General features: G+C 55.2%; 17 protein-coding genes and 1 tRNA gene. 7 read left to right on the forward strand and 11 right to left on the reverse strand.

The annotated features are described in order from the left end of the window. The first annotated feature begins 116 nt into the window (after nt 1-116). Nucleotides 117-1,877, forward strand: coding sequence for a DEAD/DEAH box helicase (locus tag SBG_RS10460; protein ID WP_000578105.1), 1,761 nt, complete (start codon nt 117-119; stop codon nt 1,875-1,877). Between the two features lie 124 nt (nt 1,878-2,001). Further along, on the forward strand, nt 2,002-2,286 hold the full coding sequence (gene rplY, locus SBG_RS10465; protein ID WP_000494190.1) for a 50S ribosomal protein L25: 285 nt from the start codon (nt 2,002-2,004) through the stop codon (nt 2,284-2,286). Nucleotides 2,287-2,436: 150 nt separating this feature from the next. On the opposite strand, the gene yejK is transcribed toward rplY, so the two are convergent. After that, on the reverse strand, nt 2,437-3,444 hold the full coding sequence (gene yejK, locus SBG_RS10470) for a nucleoid-associated protein YejK (protein WP_000050810.1): 1,008 nt from the start codon (nt 3,442-3,444) through the stop codon (nt 2,437-2,439). A 180-nt stretch (nt 3,445-3,624) separates the two neighbouring features. On the opposite strand from yejK, the gene SBG_RS10475 reads away from it, so the two are divergent. The 5 genes from SBG_RS10475 to narP all read left to right on the forward strand — a co-directional run bounded on the left by SBG_RS10475 (nt 3,625) and on the right by narP (nt 8,505). Next, entirely contained in the window at nt 3,625-3,852 is a 228-nt protein-coding gene (locus SBG_RS10475) for a YejL family protein (RefSeq protein WP_001135903.1), read from the forward strand. A gap of 32 nt (nt 3,853-3,884) precedes the next feature. Beyond that, nucleotides 3,885-5,645, forward strand: coding sequence for an LPS biosynthesis-modulating metalloenzyme YejM (yejM, locus tag SBG_RS10480; RefSeq protein WP_000256148.1), 1,761 nt, complete (start codon nt 3,885-3,887; stop codon nt 5,643-5,645). Between the two features lie 73 nt (nt 5,646-5,718). Then, nucleotides 5,719-5,795: transfer RNA gene (locus SBG_RS10485), tRNA-Pro, on the forward strand. A gap of 535 nt (nt 5,796-6,330) precedes the next feature. Next, a complete protein-coding gene (locus tag SBG_RS10490; RefSeq protein WP_000480170.1) occupies nt 6,331-6,996 on the forward strand; it encodes a T3SS effector NleG family protein in 666 nt (221 codons plus the stop codon). An 864-nt stretch (nt 6,997-7,860) separates the two neighbouring features. Next, nucleotides 7,861-8,505 (forward strand): nitrate/nitrite response regulator protein NarP, encoded by a 645-nt coding sequence (gene narP, locus SBG_RS10495; RefSeq protein WP_001115492.1) that lies wholly within the window; start codon nt 7,861-7,863, stop codon nt 8,503-8,505. 103 nt (nt 8,506-8,608) lie between these two features. Here the strand turns inward: narP and SBG_RS10500 are convergent, their stop codons facing one another. The 10 genes from SBG_RS10500 to napB form a co-directional block, all read right to left on the reverse strand. After that, a complete protein-coding gene (locus SBG_RS10500) occupies nt 8,609-9,649 on the reverse strand; it encodes a cytochrome c-type biogenesis protein CcmH (protein WP_001211605.1) in 1,041 nt (346 codons plus the stop codon). Further along, nucleotides 9,646-10,203 (reverse strand): thiol:disulfide interchange protein DsbE, encoded by a 558-nt coding sequence (dsbE, locus tag SBG_RS10505; protein WP_000828282.1) that lies wholly within the window; start codon nt 10,201-10,203, stop codon nt 9,646-9,648. Before dsbE ends, SBG_RS10500 begins: the two co-directional genes overlap by 4 nt. Then, complete coding sequence (locus SBG_RS10510) at nt 10,200-12,131, reverse strand: heme lyase CcmF/NrfE family subunit (RefSeq protein WP_000982402.1); 1,932 nt, start codon at nt 12,129-12,131, stop codon at nt 10,200-10,202. The genes dsbE and SBG_RS10510 overlap by 4 nt, the downstream gene beginning before the upstream one ends. Beyond that, nucleotides 12,128-12,607 carry a cytochrome c maturation protein CcmE gene (gene ccmE / locus SBG_RS10515; RefSeq protein ID WP_001026423.1) on the reverse strand — a complete coding sequence of 160 codons (480 nt, stop codon included), beginning with the start codon at nt 12,605-12,607 and terminating at the stop codon, nt 12,128-12,130. The genes SBG_RS10510 and ccmE overlap by 4 nt, the downstream gene beginning before the upstream one ends. Continuing rightward, a complete protein-coding gene (gene ccmD / locus SBG_RS10520; protein WP_000074115.1) occupies nt 12,604-12,816 on the reverse strand; it encodes a heme exporter protein CcmD in 213 nt (70 codons plus the stop codon). The genes ccmE and ccmD overlap by 4 nt, the downstream gene beginning before the upstream one ends. After that, entirely contained in the window at nt 12,813-13,550 is a 738-nt protein-coding gene (locus SBG_RS10525) for a heme ABC transporter permease (RefSeq protein WP_000266014.1), read from the reverse strand. The genes ccmD and SBG_RS10525 overlap by 4 nt, the downstream gene beginning before the upstream one ends. An 83-nt stretch (nt 13,551-13,633) precedes the next feature. Continuing rightward, on the reverse strand, nt 13,634-14,293 hold the full coding sequence (ccmB, locus tag SBG_RS10530; RefSeq protein WP_000990021.1) for a heme exporter protein CcmB: 660 nt from the start codon (nt 14,291-14,293) through the stop codon (nt 13,634-13,636). After that, nucleotides 14,290-14,910 (reverse strand): cytochrome c biogenesis heme-transporting ATPase CcmA, encoded by a 621-nt coding sequence (ccmA, locus tag SBG_RS10535; protein ID WP_000888553.1) that lies wholly within the window; start codon nt 14,908-14,910, stop codon nt 14,290-14,292. The genes ccmB and ccmA overlap by 4 nt, the downstream gene beginning before the upstream one ends. Nucleotides 14,911-14,930: 20 nt before the next feature. Next, nucleotides 14,931-15,533, reverse strand: coding sequence for a cytochrome c-type protein NapC (napC, locus tag SBG_RS10540; RefSeq protein WP_000431771.1), 603 nt, complete (start codon nt 15,531-15,533; stop codon nt 14,931-14,933). A gap of 9 nt (nt 15,534-15,542) precedes the next feature. Next, a complete protein-coding gene (gene napB / locus SBG_RS10545; protein ID WP_000835296.1) occupies nt 15,543-15,992 on the reverse strand; it encodes a nitrate reductase cytochrome c-type subunit in 450 nt (149 codons plus the stop codon). Nucleotides 15,993-16,052: the final 60 nt, after the last annotated feature.

Consider the following 16,052-nt stretch of genomic DNA (forward strand, 5'->3'; position numbering starts at 1 on the left):
GCATTCTACCCGAAAAAGGGAAGTTGCTATCCGTCCAGTATAGCGGGCTAACTATATCCCTCAAGGGAAATGATTCATGGCATACTATCCCCGGAACCGTTTAATGTTGTGAGACGATGATTTTTACACTCCGCCCCTACCAGCAAGAAGCCGTAGACGCCACGCTAAACCATTTTCGCCGCCACCGTACGCCCGCCGTCATTGTTCTGCCGACCGGCGCGGGTAAGAGTCTGGTGATCGCCGAACTGGCGCGACTGGCTCGAGGCCGCGTATTGGTACTGGCCCACGTGAAGGAACTGGTGGCGCAGAACCACGCTAAATATTGTGCGTTGGGTCTGGAGGCTGATATCTTCGCCGCTGGTCTCAAGCGAAAAGAGAGTCACGGCAAGGTGGTTTTTGGCAGCGTTCAGTCGGTAGCGCGTAATCTTGACGCCTTCCAGGAGGAGTTTTCGCTGTTGATTGTCGATGAATGCCACCGCATCGGTGACGATGCGGACAGTCAATATCAGCAAATCCTCACTCATCTGAGTAACGTTAATCCTCACTTACGGCTACTGGGGCTAACCGCCACGCCTTTTCGCCTCGGAAAAGGCTGGATTTATCAATTTCACTATCATGGTATGGTGCGCGGCGACGAAAAAGCCCTGTTTCGCGACTGCATTTATGAACTGCCGCTGCGTTATATGATTAAACACGGTTATCTGACGCCACCGGAACGTCTTGATATGCCCGTGGTACAATATGATTTCAGCCGCCTGCAGGCCCAAAGCAATGGACTGTTCAGCGAAGCCGACCTGAACCGCGAGCTGAAAAAGCAGCAGCGGATTACGCCGCACATCATCAGCCAAATTATGGAATTTGCGCAAACGCGCAAAGGCGTGATGATGTTCGCCGCTACGGTCGAACACGCCAAAGAGATTGTCGGTCTGCTTCCGGCAGACGACGCGGCGCTGATTACCGGCGATACGCCAGGGCCCGAGCGCGACGCGCTGATTGATGATTTTAAGGCGCAGCGTTATCGCTATCTGGTTAACGTCTCGGTGCTGACCACCGGTTTTGACGCCCCGCACGTTGATCTCATCGCGATTCTACGTCCCACCGAGTCAGTTAGTCTTTACCAACAAATTGTCGGGCGTGGTCTGCGCCTTGCGCCGGGAAAGACCGATTGCCTGATTCTGGATTATGCTGGCAACCCGCACGACCTGTATGCCCCGGAGGTCGGTAGCCCGAAGGGAAAAAGCGATAACGTCCCTGTCCAGGTATTTTGTCCGGCCTGCGGCTTTGCTAACACCTTCTGGGGGAAAACCACTGCCGACGGCACGCTGATTGAACACTTTGGCCGTCGCTGCCAGGGCTGGTTTGAGGATGATGACGGCCATCGCGAGCAGTGCGATTTTCGCTTTCGCTTCAAAAACTGCCCGCAGTGTAATGCCGAAAACGATATTGCCGCCCGACGCTGCCGGGAATGTGACGCCATTCTGGTTGACCCGGACGATATGTTAAAAGCGGCGCTCAGGCTCAAGGATGCGTTAGTCCTGCGCTGTAGCGGAATGACAATGCAGCATGGGCAGGATGAGAAAGGCGAATGGCTGAAAATCACTTACTATGACGAGGACGGCGCGGATGTCAGTGAGCGCTTCCGCTTGCACACGCCCGCCCAGCGTACCGCTTTCGAACAGCTATTTATTCGCCCACATACCCGCACGCCCGGCGTTTCTTTACGCTGGAAAGCCGCGGCGGATATTGTCGCGCAGCAGGCACTGTTGCGGCATCCCGATTTTGTGGTCGCGCGGATGAAAGGCCAGTACTGGCAGGTGCGTGAAAAAGTGTTCGATTATGAAGGCCGTTTCCGCCGGGCGTATGAATTACGCGGTTAATCGCACTTTTCATTGATGTGGCGATGATTTGAGTATAGAATCTCGCCCGCTTTTGCATACGCAAAGCAGATCACTTACCTGTTGCTGGGTCGCCTGTAGCAGGAATTATTAAAGAGAGATTTAAATGTTTACTATCAACGCAGAAGTACGTAAAGAGCAGGGTAAGGGTGCGAGCCGCCGCCTGCGCGCCGCTAACAAGTTCCCGGCAATCATCTACGGTGGCTCTGAAGCGCCGATTGCTATCGAACTGGATCACGATCAGGTTATGAACATGCAAGCTAAAGCTGAATTCTACAGCGAAGTTCTGACCATCGTTGTTGACGGTAAAGAAGTAAAAGTTAAAGCTCAGGCTGTACAGCGTCACGCTTACAAGCCGAAGCTGCAGCACATCGACTTCGTTCGCGCGTAATCGTCGACATGTTGCAAAAAAACCCCGCTCCGGCGGGGTTTTTTTGTGGTATTTTTGGCTCTGCCTCATGACAATTCGCAGGCCGGATAAGGTGTTTGCGCCGCCATCCGCCATTGTCTGATGACGCTACGCTTATCAGGCCTGTACCGATTATTTCCCGCCCGACGTGCGACGTTGCAACTGATCGCGCAAATTCGGCGGCGTCCCCTTGATCGTCAGCGTATCGGTCGCCGGATCCCAGAAAATCCGCTCGCCCAGCAGCATTGCATCAAAATTAATGGTTAACCCGCCGCCACTGCCCGCATATTTCGTTAGCTGGCGCAGCGTACTCCGATCCGCCGGGAAGCTCTCTTCCAGCTCATAGCCTTTTTCAGCGGTAAATTCGCTGAAGCTTACTTCACTGACGCCGGCAAGCTCCTTCGACAGCGATTCCAGTTCAATCTCTTCCCCGGCCTGCAATTGCTCGTTACAGTAGCTATAAACCTGCTGACGCACATTCTGGCGTTCTGCTTTATCCAGTTGCGCTTCGGCAGTGAAATCATCCACCGCCTGGAGCAAGCCGCGGTTTTGCGCTTTGGCGTTCAGTCCTTCGCTGGCGCCGAGAAAATCCATAAAGAAGTCAGCTACCTTGCGCCCTACCCGGCCTTTCAGGAATGTCAGATAACGGGTCGACTCCGGATTAGTTTCCCACTCAGTAAGATCAATACGCGCCACGATATCCGCATGGTTGATATCAAGATAATGCGTTGGGTTAATGTCCAGATTTTCGTTCACCCGCATACTACTCAGGTTGTTCAGTACCGCAACCAACAGATACTCCACTGCCAGATAGCGATAATGACAGAACAGTACAATGCCGCCATCCGCAAAAGGGTATTTTGCCAGTTCATCGCGCAGGCGTCCGGTCGCCGCCCGGCTAAAGGCAAGAAAATCTTCTTCTCCCTGACGTTGCAACCGCAGCGCTTGCGCCAGTTCACTCTCTTCGCTAAACAGGCCATACGCCTTATTCTTGGCGCTATAGACCCGATGCAGTTCAGCCACCATTTCGACAACGGTGGTTGTCGGCTCCAGCAATGAATCGCGCAAGACCAGCTCAAGATTTTGCTCATCGCGCTTGATAAGCTGGTGCAGGGCAATCTGGTTGATATCCAGACTCATGATAAACTCTCCTTTAAGACCGGGCAGTATTCAACCACCGCCTGCCAGAAGACGCAAGCCGATCGCCCTGTCATTTCAAGCGTAATCCGTAACGCGAATGATTTAGGGGATAAAAATGCAGAAAAAAAACTGTTGCTACGGTAATATGTTGCCCTTTCATGAACAAACAGATTTTGATTTATGCCACAACTCTCCCGCTATAGTGATGAACATGTTGAACAATTACTGAGCGAGCTGCTCAGCGTACTGGAAAAACATAAGGCGCCGACCGATCTTTCCCTGATGGTGCTGGGAAACATGGTCACCAACCTTATCAATACCAGCGTTGCGCCGGCTCAGCGTCAGGCGATTGCGAACTCTTTTGCCCGCGCGTTGCAGTCTTCGATTAGCGAAGACAAAGCGCACTAAGAAGCCGATTCCGGAGAAACAAGCGACAGGTTATGGTAACTCATCGTCAGCGCTACCGTGAAAAAGTCTCCCAGATGGTTAGCTGGGGGCACTGGTTCGCTCTGTTCAATATACTGTTGGCTACGTTGCTCGGCAGCCGTTACCTGTTTGTCGCTGACTGGCCGACAACGCTTGCGGGTCGTATTTACTCTTACCTGAGCATTGTTGGACACTTTAGCTTTCTGGTGTTCGCGACCTATTTACTGATTCTTTTTCCGCTCACGTTTATCGTGATGTCTCAGCGGCTGATGCGGTTTTTATCCGCTATTCTGGCGACAGCGGGTATGACGCTGCTGTTGATTGATAGCGAAGTCTTTACCCGTTTTCACCTGCATCTTAACCCCATTGTCTGGGAACTGGTCATCAACCCTGACCAGAACGAAATGGCGCGCGACTGGCAGATTATGTTTATTAGCGTGCCGGTTATCTTATTGATTGAGATGCTGTTTGCGACATGGAGTTGGCAAAAGCTGCGCAGTCTCACGCGCCGTCGCCATTTCGCAAGGCCGCTGGCGGCTTTCTTTTTCGTTTCCTTTATCGCGTCGCACATTATCTATATCTGGGCAGATGCTAATTTTTACCGTCCGATCACTATGCAACGGGCGAATCTGCCGCTTTCCTATCCGATGACAGCGCGGCGTTTTCTTGAAAAACACGGCCTGCTGGATGCGCAAGAATATCAGCGCCGCCTGGTAGAGCAAGGTAATCCGGAAGCGGTTTCCGTACAGTATCCACTCAGCGATTTGCGCTATCGCGACATGGGTACCGGCCAGAATGTATTACTCATTACCGTAGACGGCCTGAACTATTCTCGTTTTGAGCAGCAAATGCCTGAGCTCGCGACATTCGCCGGGCAAAACATCGAATTCACCCATCACATGAGTTCAGGGAATACGACCGACAACGGTATTTTCGGCCTGTTCTATGGCGTTTCGCCTGGCTATATGGATGGCATTTTATCCACCAGAACGCCTGCCGCGCTCATTACTGCATTGAATCAACAAGGCTACCAGCTAGGACTATTTTCTTCGGATGGTTTTACCAGCCCGCTTTACCGTCAGGCTTTACTGTCCGATTTTTCGATGCCGGCAGCACGAACGCAGTCTGATGCGCAAACAGCCAGCCAGTGGATAGACTGGCTTGGGCGCTATGCACAGGAAGATAACCGCTGGTTCTCATGGGTCTCGTTTAACGGTACTAACATTGACGACAGCAACCAGAAGAATTTTGTTAAACGCTATGCCAACGCTGCCAACGAGGTCGATGCGCAAATCAACCGGGTGCTGAATGCATTGCGTGAAGCCGGTAAATTCGATAATACCGTCGTGATTATTACGGCCGGCCACGGCATACCACTGACGCCAGAAGAGAACCGTTTCAACTGGTCGCGAGGGCATCTGCAAGTGCCGCTGGTGATACACTGGCCGGGGACGCCAGCGCAGCGTATTAACGTGCTTACCGACCATACTGATGTGATGACGACGTTAATGCAGCGCCTGCTGCACGTTAGCACGCCGGCAAACGAATATTCGCAGGGTCAGGATATCTTTACCGTTCCACGTCGCCATAATTGGGTAACGGCGGCAGATGGCAGTACGCTGGCAATTACAACGCCACAGATGACCCTGGTGCTCAATAATAACGGTAATTATCAGACATATGACTTACATGGTGAGAAGATTAAAGATCAGAAGCCGCAACTCAGTCTGCTATTGCAAGTGCTAACGGATGAGAAACGTTTTATCGCTAACTGATTAATTATAAATCAGTTAGCACCACTTCCCCTTGCATTCGCGATGGAAAACGGTAGTATTAGCACCCATAAGTCGGCACGTAGCGCAGCCTGGTAGCGCACCGTCATGGGGTGTCGGGGGTCGGAGGTTCAAATCCTCTCGTGCCGACCAAACTCGCTTAGAAAAACCAACCTCTTACGGTTGGTTTTTTTATGTCTGTTTTTTGTACGAGGAAGATTTGAGGAGCTATCGGGGAAAAAACCGACGCTATCCCTCCATTACAGTACATTCATTTTGCAGGCTATATCACCTGACTCCCGTCAATCTCCCCGGATTATGCATCGTTGATGATGTAAGTGATCACCCAAATACCAACGGCGTGGAACGAGGGATTCAGTGATGCATCAGCGATAACAATACACTGTTCAGAATACCATCACGTACAGGCGGGCACGATGCCCGTATAGAGAGCATTGGCAACGCGTGGTAAAGCATCGAATCTGGTAGCCCGGACAGCTCCCAACCTTGCAGTCATTTGTTGACATGGGGTGGGGTCCTGCCTACCACGCGTAAGATAATCTTCTAACATTATAAAATTCTAATGGAATTTGTCTTAATATACGCATGGATTATTGCTTTTAACAAATAAACGCTTTCAATATAGGCGCGCATTGATAGCAATAATTTTTTAAAGGAGTAGCAAAGTATGTTCTTAACCTTCCCTAATGTGGCTATAACGTCATATAACAGGATAGATAAACTCTCTGAAAATGATTTAGAGCTCATTCGTGACACTGTTACACAGAATGGCGGAAGAAAAGTACAGGTAGAAATACGTCAGGTATTATATGAAGTAAGTAATCGTCCTGTTGATGGCGATGGTCATACGTTCCAGGTTAGCACAGGTCGAGCCATGACTGTGGAGCGTAATATGGAATTAACAGGAAACGCCATAAGGCTGGAAAGACAATTGAATAATATGTGGGATTTTTCGCATAGAGATTTCACACCATTTTCAAATAGCCGTCAGGCGTTAGCTTCTCAAAGTTCACCAAGGGTACCTGCTTCTAATAAGCAGCAATTAGTGGACAAGGTTGATTTATGCAGCTTCCGACCATGTGTTGATGAACTTTCATGTTCGGAAGACAATTTAATGTGCCCTGTAATGTTAGCGGTTCCTGAAAAAGGGGTTTTTGTGAAAACGAGTTCGCAGTCAGATATATGTCAATTATTTGATGAAGCAGCGCTTATCCAGCTTATTATTGACGGTGCCGTACATCCTGTTAGCAGGGCTCCGCTATCAGCAGATATGATAATAAGTAAAGATGAATGTTGTTTTGATAGTACCAAAGGTAGTTTTATAATTCCATAATCTAAATATTGTCTTTATTAACATATTGACTGTAAAAAATCACATCTGCAATTAATATTTTTATAGATAGAACAGCTCTATTGGAGTTATGGATATATACTGCCCCTAACTCCAGACTACAAACCCGCTTTACTCAGTACTTCTGTGATCCCAACCTGGTAGCAGAAACGTAGCAACTATTAAAATTGCTGTAATAACCAGAATATATATTACCTTCCACATCAATCTCGATACTACCGTCTAATCTGCGCTGGCTGTAAAAATGCCCTTTCTGGTCGTCACTCAGTTCAATAATATCCTGGCGTTTAGCGCTATTTCCCCACTGGCTGAGCCAGCAAGACAGATGTTGCCACAGTCAGTGTTGATAACCATTTTTTCGCCATAATACCCCCCCTCTTCCACATCCAGTATGGGTGGTTAAATGCGCCCTTCGATTCCAGCCATGCGATAAAATCTGCCCTCGTCCACGAATTGCTGTCCCCGGCGACGGTCAAAACGGCGCCAAAACAGGAGAGAGAAAAAATATAACTTATTGATATATATTTTTAAATGAAACCCTTTTTATTTATACATACAATCGGGACGTTACGCCTGTCGCGCACGGCTTATGGTGATTTTTAATCAGTGTCATGGGGTCGGAGATTTACATCCTCTCGCGCCGACCAAAATTCCTTAGAAAAACTACCCCATTAGAGTGGGTTTTTCTATTCTTGCCATTCTTCTGGAATCCTTTCTCGCTTACAGGTTTTACTACTTACCCATGCACTAATTAGGGTAAAATTTACGCTCCCGGCAATGTGGTGAATCTGGACGATTTCCGCGCTGAAAACAATAATCATTCTAATAAAACTCAGGAGATATACTATGCCTGAAGTAACACCTTTTCAGGTGCTTATTGTGGACGATCATCCACTTATGCGGCGAGGTATTCGTCAATTACTGGAACTAGACCCGGCATTTCATGTCGTTGCCGAAGCAGGCGATGGGGCGAGCGCGATCGATCTGGCGAATCGCATTGAGCCTGATTTGATCCTGCTGGATCTGAATATGAAAGGTCTGAGCGGGCTGGATACCCTGAATGCGCTACGTCGTGATGGCGTGACGGCGCAAATTATTATTCTTACCGTTTCGGATTCCGCCAACGACATCTATGCTCTGATCGACGCCGGCGCTGACGGCTATCTACTCAAAGATAGCGATCCGGAAGTGCTGCTGGAAGCTATTCGCAAAGGCGCTAACGGCGGTAAAGTCTTTAGCGATCGGGTTAACGACTATCTGCGTGAACGCGAACGATTTGGCGTACAGGAAGATCCATTTATTCTCCTGACCGAACGAGAGCTGGATGTCCTGCATGAGCTGGCGCAGGGGCTTTCTAACAAACAGATTGCATCAGTACTGAATATTTCCGAACAGACGGTTAAGGTACATATCCGCAACCTGCTGCGCAAGCTCAACGTCCGCTCTCGCGTGGCAGCGACCATCCTGTTTTTACAGACGCGCGGCATGTAATAACAAAATATGCCTGATGGCGCTACGCTTATCGGGATGACAAGTCACGGGTATAGGCAGGCCGGATAAGAGGCTTTACGCCTCCCTCCGGCGCCTTCCACGCTTACCTGCCCTGCTGCGCCATCGCCTGCCGGATACTGCGCTCAATCACCGCGCGCCGGGTATCGCCTGCCGGCAGCAGTTTCAGCATCATCTTCCAGGCCGCCACCGCCTCGCCAAAGCGCTGCTGCTCAAAGGCGTTAAATGCATACAGGCTTAACACCCGCACGCTGGCGTGGTCACTTCTCACCAGCTGGCGCAGCAACTCCCCGCCGCGCCGGTTATCCTCCGGGTCGGACGACCGCGTCAGGGCTTCAGCATAGCCTGACGCCGCATCGCTGTTTTTCGGATCCAGGCGGTAGGCGTTCGCATAAGCCTCTGTGGCGGTACTGGCATTACCCAGTACCATACCGGTGCGCCCCAGCATGAGCCAGCCCTCAACGTTGCCGGCATCCTTTTGCAGGCGGGTCCGCAGCCCCAGCGCCAGCCGCGCCATCTCCTCTTCATCCAGCGGCTGCGCCTGCGGGTCCAGCGCCCGCGCCAGCAGCCCCGGCGTCTGCGCCGTTGCCTGCTGCCAGTTCCTGACCTGCTGATAGCTGCCGGTCAGGGAGTAACTGGTGGCGGCCACCCCCAGCGCGATAACCACGCCCGGAAGATACATCCCCACGCCTGCGCGTGGTCCCGCCGCAGGAATGCCGCCGGCAAAGACGTCCTGCCGGATACGTACCCGGCGTCGCGTCCGGGCGAAAATCACCCAGCCGCCAGCGCCCGTCGCCACCAGTGGCAATACCCATAACAGAACAGTCAGCGGAGTTAATGGCGGATCATAAGTAATGAAGTTGCCGTAGCGGGCCACCATATAATCGACAATTTCCTGCCTGCTCCTGCCTTCCTGCATCAGTTCATAGACTTTTTGCCGCAGGTCGGTCGCAATCATGGAATCAGAGTCCGCAATGCTGTTGTTCTGGCATTTCGGGCAGCGCAGCTGCTCCGTGAGCTGGCGGAACTGCTGCTCCTGCGCCTCGTCTTTAAACGGCATCACGTCGATGGTTGCCAGCGCTGACCCGGAGATAACCAGCATCAGCACGCCCAGTAAAAACCTCATTGCGCGGCCTCCCGGCTGTATTTATCCCACAGCGGTTTCAGTTCACTTTCCCATACCCGGGCGTTCAAATCGCCGGCATGGCGATAGCGGATAATCCCGTTGCCGTCGATGAGGAAGGTTTCCGGCGCGCCGTACACGCCCAGGTCCAGCCCCAGCATCCCGTCGCTGTCAGACAGGCTCAGCGCATACGGGTTACCTAACTCCTTTAACCAGACGATGGCCTTTTGCCGGTCATCCTTATAGTTAAGCCCGACCACCCGCACGCCCTGCGCTGCAAGCTGGTTAAGGTACTGGTGTTCAGCGCGGCAGGTGGGGCACCAGGTCGCCCAGACGTTAAGCAGCACCGGTTTCCCCTGCGTCAGCACCTCCGCCTGATAGTACCGGCCTGGTGTCTCCAGCGACTCCAGGCGGAACGCCGGCACCGGCCTGCCAACCAGCGCCGATTCGAGATGCGCCGGATCATCCCCCTCAGCGTTGCGCGCTAACTGCCACAGCAGCGCCGCGGCAATCAGCAGAAAAATCAGTAACGGCAATAACAGTACGTTGCGTTTCATACGGCCTCCGGCGACGGTTTACGGCGGCGGTAGCGCGGGTCCGCCAGGCACAGCAGCCCGCCCAGCGCCATCAGTATGCCACCAGCCCAAATCCAGCGAATAAACGGTTTGTAATACAGGCGTACGGCCCATGCGCCGTTATCCAGCTCCTCGCCGAGCGCGGCGTACAGGTCGCGGGTCAGCCCGCCGTCAATCGCCGCCTCGGTCATCACCATCCGGCTGGTGTTGTAGAGGCGTTTCTCCGCATGGAGCACCGCCTCCGGCTCCCCGTCGCGCGTCACCCCGATAATGGCCACCCCGCCGCGGTAGTTGGGCCCGGTGATGTCCCGCACCTCCCGGAAGGTGAACCGGTAGTGGTGGATATCCACGCTGTCGCCCGCCCGCATCCGCACGTCCCGCTCCACGCTGTAATTCTGGCTGAAGGCGATGCCGGTAATCGTCACCGCCAGCCCGAGGTGCGCCGCCACCATCCCCCAGTAGCTGAGGGGCGTTTTCGTGCCGCGGGACAGGCGCTGTACGGCTTCGGCCACCGCCAGCACAACAATCCAGCAGGCCATCGCCATCCCCACCGCCGTCATGGCGATGATGTTATCTTCCAGTAGCCATGGCAAAAGTACCGACAGCGCCAGGGTAGTGACAACGGCAGCCAGCAGCAGCGTTCTGATTTTACGTGGCCTGTCACGGCCCCAGCGCACCAGAGGCCCAATCCCCAGCAGCAGGGCAAACGGCGCCATCAGCCAGGTGAACATGGTATTGAAAAACGGTTCGCCAATCGAAATGCTGCCCAGCCCCAGCTGTTTGTGTACCAGCGGCAGCAGCGTGCCCAGCAGCACCACCAGCATGGCGGCCATCAGCAGCACGTTATTAGCCAGCAGCAGCGACTCCCGCGACCACAGGGCATTGTTTACCCGGGAACGCACCTTATGTCCGCGCGCGGCGAACAGCAGCAGCGAACCGCCTGTCACCAGCACCATAAAGGCGAGGATGAACATGCCGCGCGACGGGTCGGAGGCGAAGGCGTGGACCGACACCAGCACGCCCGAGCGCACCAGGAAGGTGCCCAGCAGACAGAGCGAGAAGGCGCAGATGGCCAGCAGCAGCGTCCACGCCTTAAAGCTGGCGCGCTGTTCGGTGACCGCCAGCGAGTGTATCAGCGCGGTGCCTGCCAGCCACGGCATAAAGGAGGCGTTTTCAACCGGGTCCCAGAACCACCAGCCGCCCCAGCCGAGCTCGTAATAGGCCCATGCGGAGCCGAGCACGATACCCAGCGTCAGGAAAATCCACGCCGCCAGCGTCCAGGGACGCGAGAAACGGGCAAAGGTGCTGTCCAGCCGCCCGCTCAGCAACGCGGCAATGGCAAAGGCAAAGGCCACCGAGAAGCCGACATAGCCCATATACAGCAGCGGCGGGTGGAAAATCAGCCCCGGATCCTGCAGCAGAGGATTCAGATCGCGCCCTTCCACCGGAAAGTCCGGCAACGTGCGGGCGAACGGGCTGGAGGTAAAGAGGATGAACAGCAGAAACCCGGCGCTCACCATCCCCATCACCGCCAGTACGCGGGCCACAATATCCGGCGGCATGGACTTGCTGAACAACGCCACCGCAAACGTCCAGCCGCTCATCAGCAAGACCCATAACAGCAGCGAACCTTCGTGCGCCCCCCAGGTGGCGGCCACCCGGTACCAGACAGGAAGCTGCGTGTTCGAGTTGCTGGCGACGTAGAGCACCGTGAAGTCGTTAACCACAAAGGCGTGTACCAGCACGGCAAACGCGCCCGCCACACAAAGAAACAGCAGCCAGGAAAACAGCCTGGCTGACGCCATCATGCGCGCATCGCCGCGCGCCACGCCCCATAACGGATACACGGACAGCAGTAACGCCACCCCGAGCGCCAGGCACAGCAGCCCGTTGCCGGCTTCAGGCATCATGATGATTTATCCTTATAAACGCCCTGCGGACGGCGGTGGTTTTCCTGCATCGCTTTTTCCACCTCGGGCGGGGTGTAGTTCTCGTCGTGTTTGGCGAGCACCTCCTGCGCCTGTATGTGGTTACCCTTCTCCAGTGTGCCCTGCACCACCACGCCCTGCCCTTCGCGGAACAGGTCCGGCAGAATGCCTTCATAGCTCACCGTCACCGCCCCTTCGGCGTCATAGATACTGAAATTCACCTTCAGCGAGTCCGGGTCGCGCCGGACGCTGCCGGGCATCACCATACCGCCGACGCGCAGGCGCTGGCCGGTTTCCGGCATCTGCTGCGTTTCGCGCTTACCGTAAAGGATTTCGCCCGGGGTATAAAACAGGTCGATGTTCGAACGCAGCGCGTACAGGATAAGCGCCAGGGTCAGAGCCAGGCCTGCCAGGATACCGCAGGCTATCCATAACCGGTTTTTACGTCGGATATTCACGCGGCCTCCCGTTGCGCCTGCGCCGCACGCATCCGGGCTTCCCGGGCGCGCTGCTGCGCCACGCCGCGTAAAATGGCGCGGTGCTGAAAAAAGGTATGCAGGACCAGCGCCGCCAGCGGGACCACGGTCATTGCCACGGCCAGCCAGACAAAAAAGGCGTACCCGCCCATGGCGAAAAACTCGCTCCACGATGAAAATGCCGGACTCACTGGCGCCCCCTTTTCAGTATCAGTTCGCTCACCCACGGGCGGCGTTTTTCCATCATTAAAATCAGGTTGCGCATACGCATCAGCGCAAGCGTCATGAACAGCAGCAGGCAGCCGGCTATCGCCCAGCGCAGCGGCGAGCGCATCGCCGGGTCGATGCTCTGCTGCATCCGCGTCGACCCCTGATGCAGCGTGTTCCACCACTCAACGGAGTAATGAATGACAGGCAGGTTCACCACGCCAATCAGCACCAGGATCCCCGCCGCACGCCCCGCCAGTTTGCGGTCATCAAAGGCCTGCCACAGGGCAATAACGCCGGCGTAGAGGAACAACAGCACCAGCTCCGAGGTCAGCCGCGCATCCCACACCCACCAGGTGCCCCACATTGGTTTTCCCCATGCGGAACCGGTAACCAGCGCGATAAAGGTAAACACGGCGCCAGCCGGCGCCATCGCCGCAACGGCAAGGCTGGCCATTTTCATCTGCCAGACCAGCCCGGTAAACGCGGCGACAGCCATCGAGGCGTAAATGCCCATCGACAGGATGGCCGCCGGAACGTGCAGGTAGATGATGCGGTAGCTTTGCCCCTGCTGATAATCCGCCGGCGCAAAGCCAAAGCCCCAGACCCAGCCGATGCCCAGCGCAACCGCGCCGGCCACCGCCAGCCAGGGGATGAGCCAGCCACAGATCTGATAGAGCCGGGGAGGCATCGCCAGTTGATGAAGTGTTTTCCACATAGTTCAGTCACCAGACTCCATTAATGAACATTCATTTTGCCGGAGGGGCGGCTTCGCCCTGCGGCCTGTAAATCCTGTGCACATTACTGCACGCTGACCCGTAACGCCGCCGCCGTGGCAAAGGGGCTTAACGTGGCGCTGCCTGCCAGCAGCGCCCCCAAAACCGCCAGGTAGCCGTCAGCGGGTAAATGCATCGACGCCGCCTCCATCGCCGCGGTGGCAAAAATCAGCACCGGGATGGCCAGCGGCAGGACCAGGACGCTCAGCAGCACACCGCCGCGTTTCAGCCCCACCGTCAGCCCGGCGCCCGGCGCGCCGAGGAAACTCAGCGTCGGGGTGCCGAGCAGCAGCGTCAGCGCCATCATTTTCCAGCCGCCGGTATCCATCCCCAGCAGCAGCGCCACCAGCGGGGAGAGCAGTATCAGCGGCAGGCCGGCCACCACCCAGTGCGCCAGCACCTTTGCCAGCACCACCGCCGGCAGCGGCAACGGCAGCAGCATCAGCTGCTCCAGGCTGCCGTCCTGCAGGTCGTCACGGAACAGGCGCTCCAGCGCCAGCAGGGAAGCCAGCAGCGCCGCCACCTGGATAATTCCCGGCGCAATCCGCGCCAGAAGCTGCGGCTCCGGGCCAACGCTCAGCGGAAACAGGGTGATGACAATCAGAAAGAACCACAGCGGATTGGCGATTTCGGCGCGGTGGCGAAACGCCACGCGCAGTTCGAGGCGGAAGATGCGCCACATCATTGCCCGGCCCCCTCAGTGGCCAGCGCAATACGGCGGATTTTATCCGCGGCAGCGTTTAACGGCTGGTGGGTGGTCAGCATGACGCTCCCGCCCTGCCCGACGTGCTGCGCCATCCGCCGGGTGAGCCGTTCCACGCCGTTAACATCGATGGCGGTGAAAGGTTCATCAAGGATCCAAAGCGTGGCACGGGTCAGCCAGAGACGGGCCAGCGCCACCCGGCGCTGCTGGCCGGCAGAAAGCTGATTCACGGGAATATCTTCGTATCCGGCGAGCCCGGCCTGCGCCAGCGCCTCCAGACACTGCGCCGTGTTGCCGTCGTGATGATAAAAGCGCAGGTTTTCCAGCGCGGAAAGCCGGGTTTTTATCCCCGGCTGGTGGCCAATCCACAGCAGGTTCTGGTGATAGCTGTCGCGCACACGGTGCAGGGGTTCGCCCTGCCAGTACACCCCGCCGCTGTCGGGGCGCGCCAGCCCGGCAAGCAGGCGCAGGAGGGTGGTTTTCCCGGCGCCGTTACCGCCGGTAATTTGCACCCACTCCCCGGCGCCCACGGTGAATGACAGCCCGCAAAACAGCGTCCTCTCGTCCCGCTCGCAGTGCAGTTCTCTGGCTTCAAGCATTCCCACTCATCAACGTCCTGTTAGAAACCGGGTTTAACATCACGCATATCCGGCAGTTTGTGCGCGATTCCTTTATGACAATCGATACAGGTCTGTCCGTCTTTTACCGCTTGATCGTGCATTTTCGCCGCAACGCCTTTTTGCGCCGTCAGATCCATAAAGTCGAAATTATGACAATTTCGGCATTCCTGAGAATTGTTGTCTTTCATACGCCGCCACTCATTTTGCGCCATCGTCAGACGATGATCTTCAAATTTCTGCGGTGTATCTATCAGTCCAAAGACCTTAGCGTACAGTTCCTTACTGGCTTTGATCTTACGGATCATCTTCGGCCCCCACTCATGCGGCACATGGCAATCAGGGCAAGTAGCGCGCACCCCGCTACGGTTGTTGTAGTGGACGGTTTCCATATATTCCTGATACACCGTGTTGCGCATTTCATGGCAGCTAATACAAAATTCTTCGGTGTTGGCCTTCTCCATTCCGGTGTTGAAGCCCCCCCAGAAGATAATTCCGCCAATAAAGCCGATTAACAGCAACGTCCCCAGCGCCAGTCGGCTGGGACTACGCCACCATCGCCAGATACGCTTTATCCAGCCGGGTTTATGGTTAGAATTTTCCATAATGACCTCTTATTTCCCGTAACCTTTCGAGGGGGTAAAGGTGTTATCAACAATCGGCGCAGCATCAGACTGCGGTACATGGCACTGCAGGCAGAAATAACGACGCGGCGCGACGTTGCTCGACACTTTACCGTCGCTGTCCATAAAGTGCGTTGGGCTGATGCGCGGCGCCCCGGTGGTTCGATAACTTTCCACGCCGTGGCACTGCAGGCAGCGGTTGGTATTGGTGGTCACCTGGTAGCCCTCGACGCTGTGCGGGATCATCGGCGGCTGGTTGACGTAATTCAGCGGCATACGCTCCTGCTCTTTCGGCATACGAATCGCCCCTTCCTGCGTCCCGGATACTTCCGGCGACTGGCTCAGATCCACTCCGTTTGCCGCCCAAACCGCACCACTTACCACCAGGGCAAGCGCGGCCATCCATTGACACAGCGCTTTCATCAGGTTATGGCTTTTCATTGTTTCGCTCCCGAACTCCATCGTATTTACACTTCATTCTTCGAGCTGCCTCTTTGTTGG

Origin of the sequence: Salmonella bongori NCTC 12419, assembly GCF_000252995.1 — a bacterium.
Lineage (GTDB): Bacteria > Pseudomonadota > Gammaproteobacteria > Enterobacterales > Enterobacteriaceae > Salmonella > Salmonella bongori.

What these genes read in the sequence shown, in the direction of transcription:
- SBG_RS10460 (WP_000578105.1), top strand. Translation starts at nt 117, where the DNA reads ATGATTTTTACACTCCGCCCCTACCAGCAAGAAGCCGTAGACGCCACG.
- rplY (WP_000494190.1), top strand. Translation starts at nt 2,002, where the DNA reads ATGTTTACTATCAACGCAGAAGTACGTAAAGAGCAGGGTAAGGGTGCG.
- yejK (WP_000050810.1), bottom strand. Translation starts at nt 3,444, where the DNA reads ATGAGTCTGGATATCAACCAGATTGCCCTGCACCAGCTTATCAAGCGC.
- SBG_RS10475 (WP_001135903.1), top strand. Translation starts at nt 3,625, where the DNA reads ATGCCACAACTCTCCCGCTATAGTGATGAACATGTTGAACAATTACTG.
- yejM (WP_000256148.1), top strand. Translation starts at nt 3,885, where the DNA reads ATGGTAACTCATCGTCAGCGCTACCGTGAAAAAGTCTCCCAGATGGTT.
- SBG_RS10490 (WP_000480170.1), top strand. Translation starts at nt 6,331, where the DNA reads ATGTTCTTAACCTTCCCTAATGTGGCTATAACGTCATATAACAGGATA.
- narP (WP_001115492.1), top strand. Translation starts at nt 7,861, where the DNA reads ATGCCTGAAGTAACACCTTTTCAGGTGCTTATTGTGGACGATCATCCA.
- SBG_RS10500 (WP_001211605.1), bottom strand. Translation starts at nt 9,649, where the DNA reads ATGAGGTTTTTACTGGGCGTGCTGATGCTGGTTATCTCCGGGTCAGCG.
- dsbE (WP_000828282.1), bottom strand. Translation starts at nt 10,203, where the DNA reads ATGAAACGCAACGTACTGTTATTGCCGTTACTGATTTTTCTGCTGATT.
- SBG_RS10510 (WP_000982402.1), bottom strand. Translation starts at nt 12,131, where the DNA reads ATGATGCCTGAAGCCGGCAACGGGCTGCTGTGCCTGGCGCTCGGGGTG.
- SBG_RS10525 (WP_000266014.1), bottom strand. Translation starts at nt 13,550, where the DNA reads ATGTGGAAAACACTTCATCAACTGGCGATGCCTCCCCGGCTCTATCAG.
- ccmB (WP_000990021.1), bottom strand. Translation starts at nt 14,293, where the DNA reads ATGATGTGGCGCATCTTCCGCCTCGAACTGCGCGTGGCGTTTCGCCAC.
- ccmA (WP_000888553.1), bottom strand. Translation starts at nt 14,910, where the DNA reads ATGCTTGAAGCCAGAGAACTGCACTGCGAGCGGGACGAGAGGACGCTG.
- napC (WP_000431771.1), bottom strand. Translation starts at nt 15,533, where the DNA reads ATGGAAAATTCTAACCATAAACCCGGCTGGATAAAGCGTATCTGGCGA.
- napB (WP_000835296.1), bottom strand. Translation starts at nt 15,992, where the DNA reads ATGAAAAGCCATAACCTGATGAAAGCGCTGTGTCAATGGATGGCCGCG.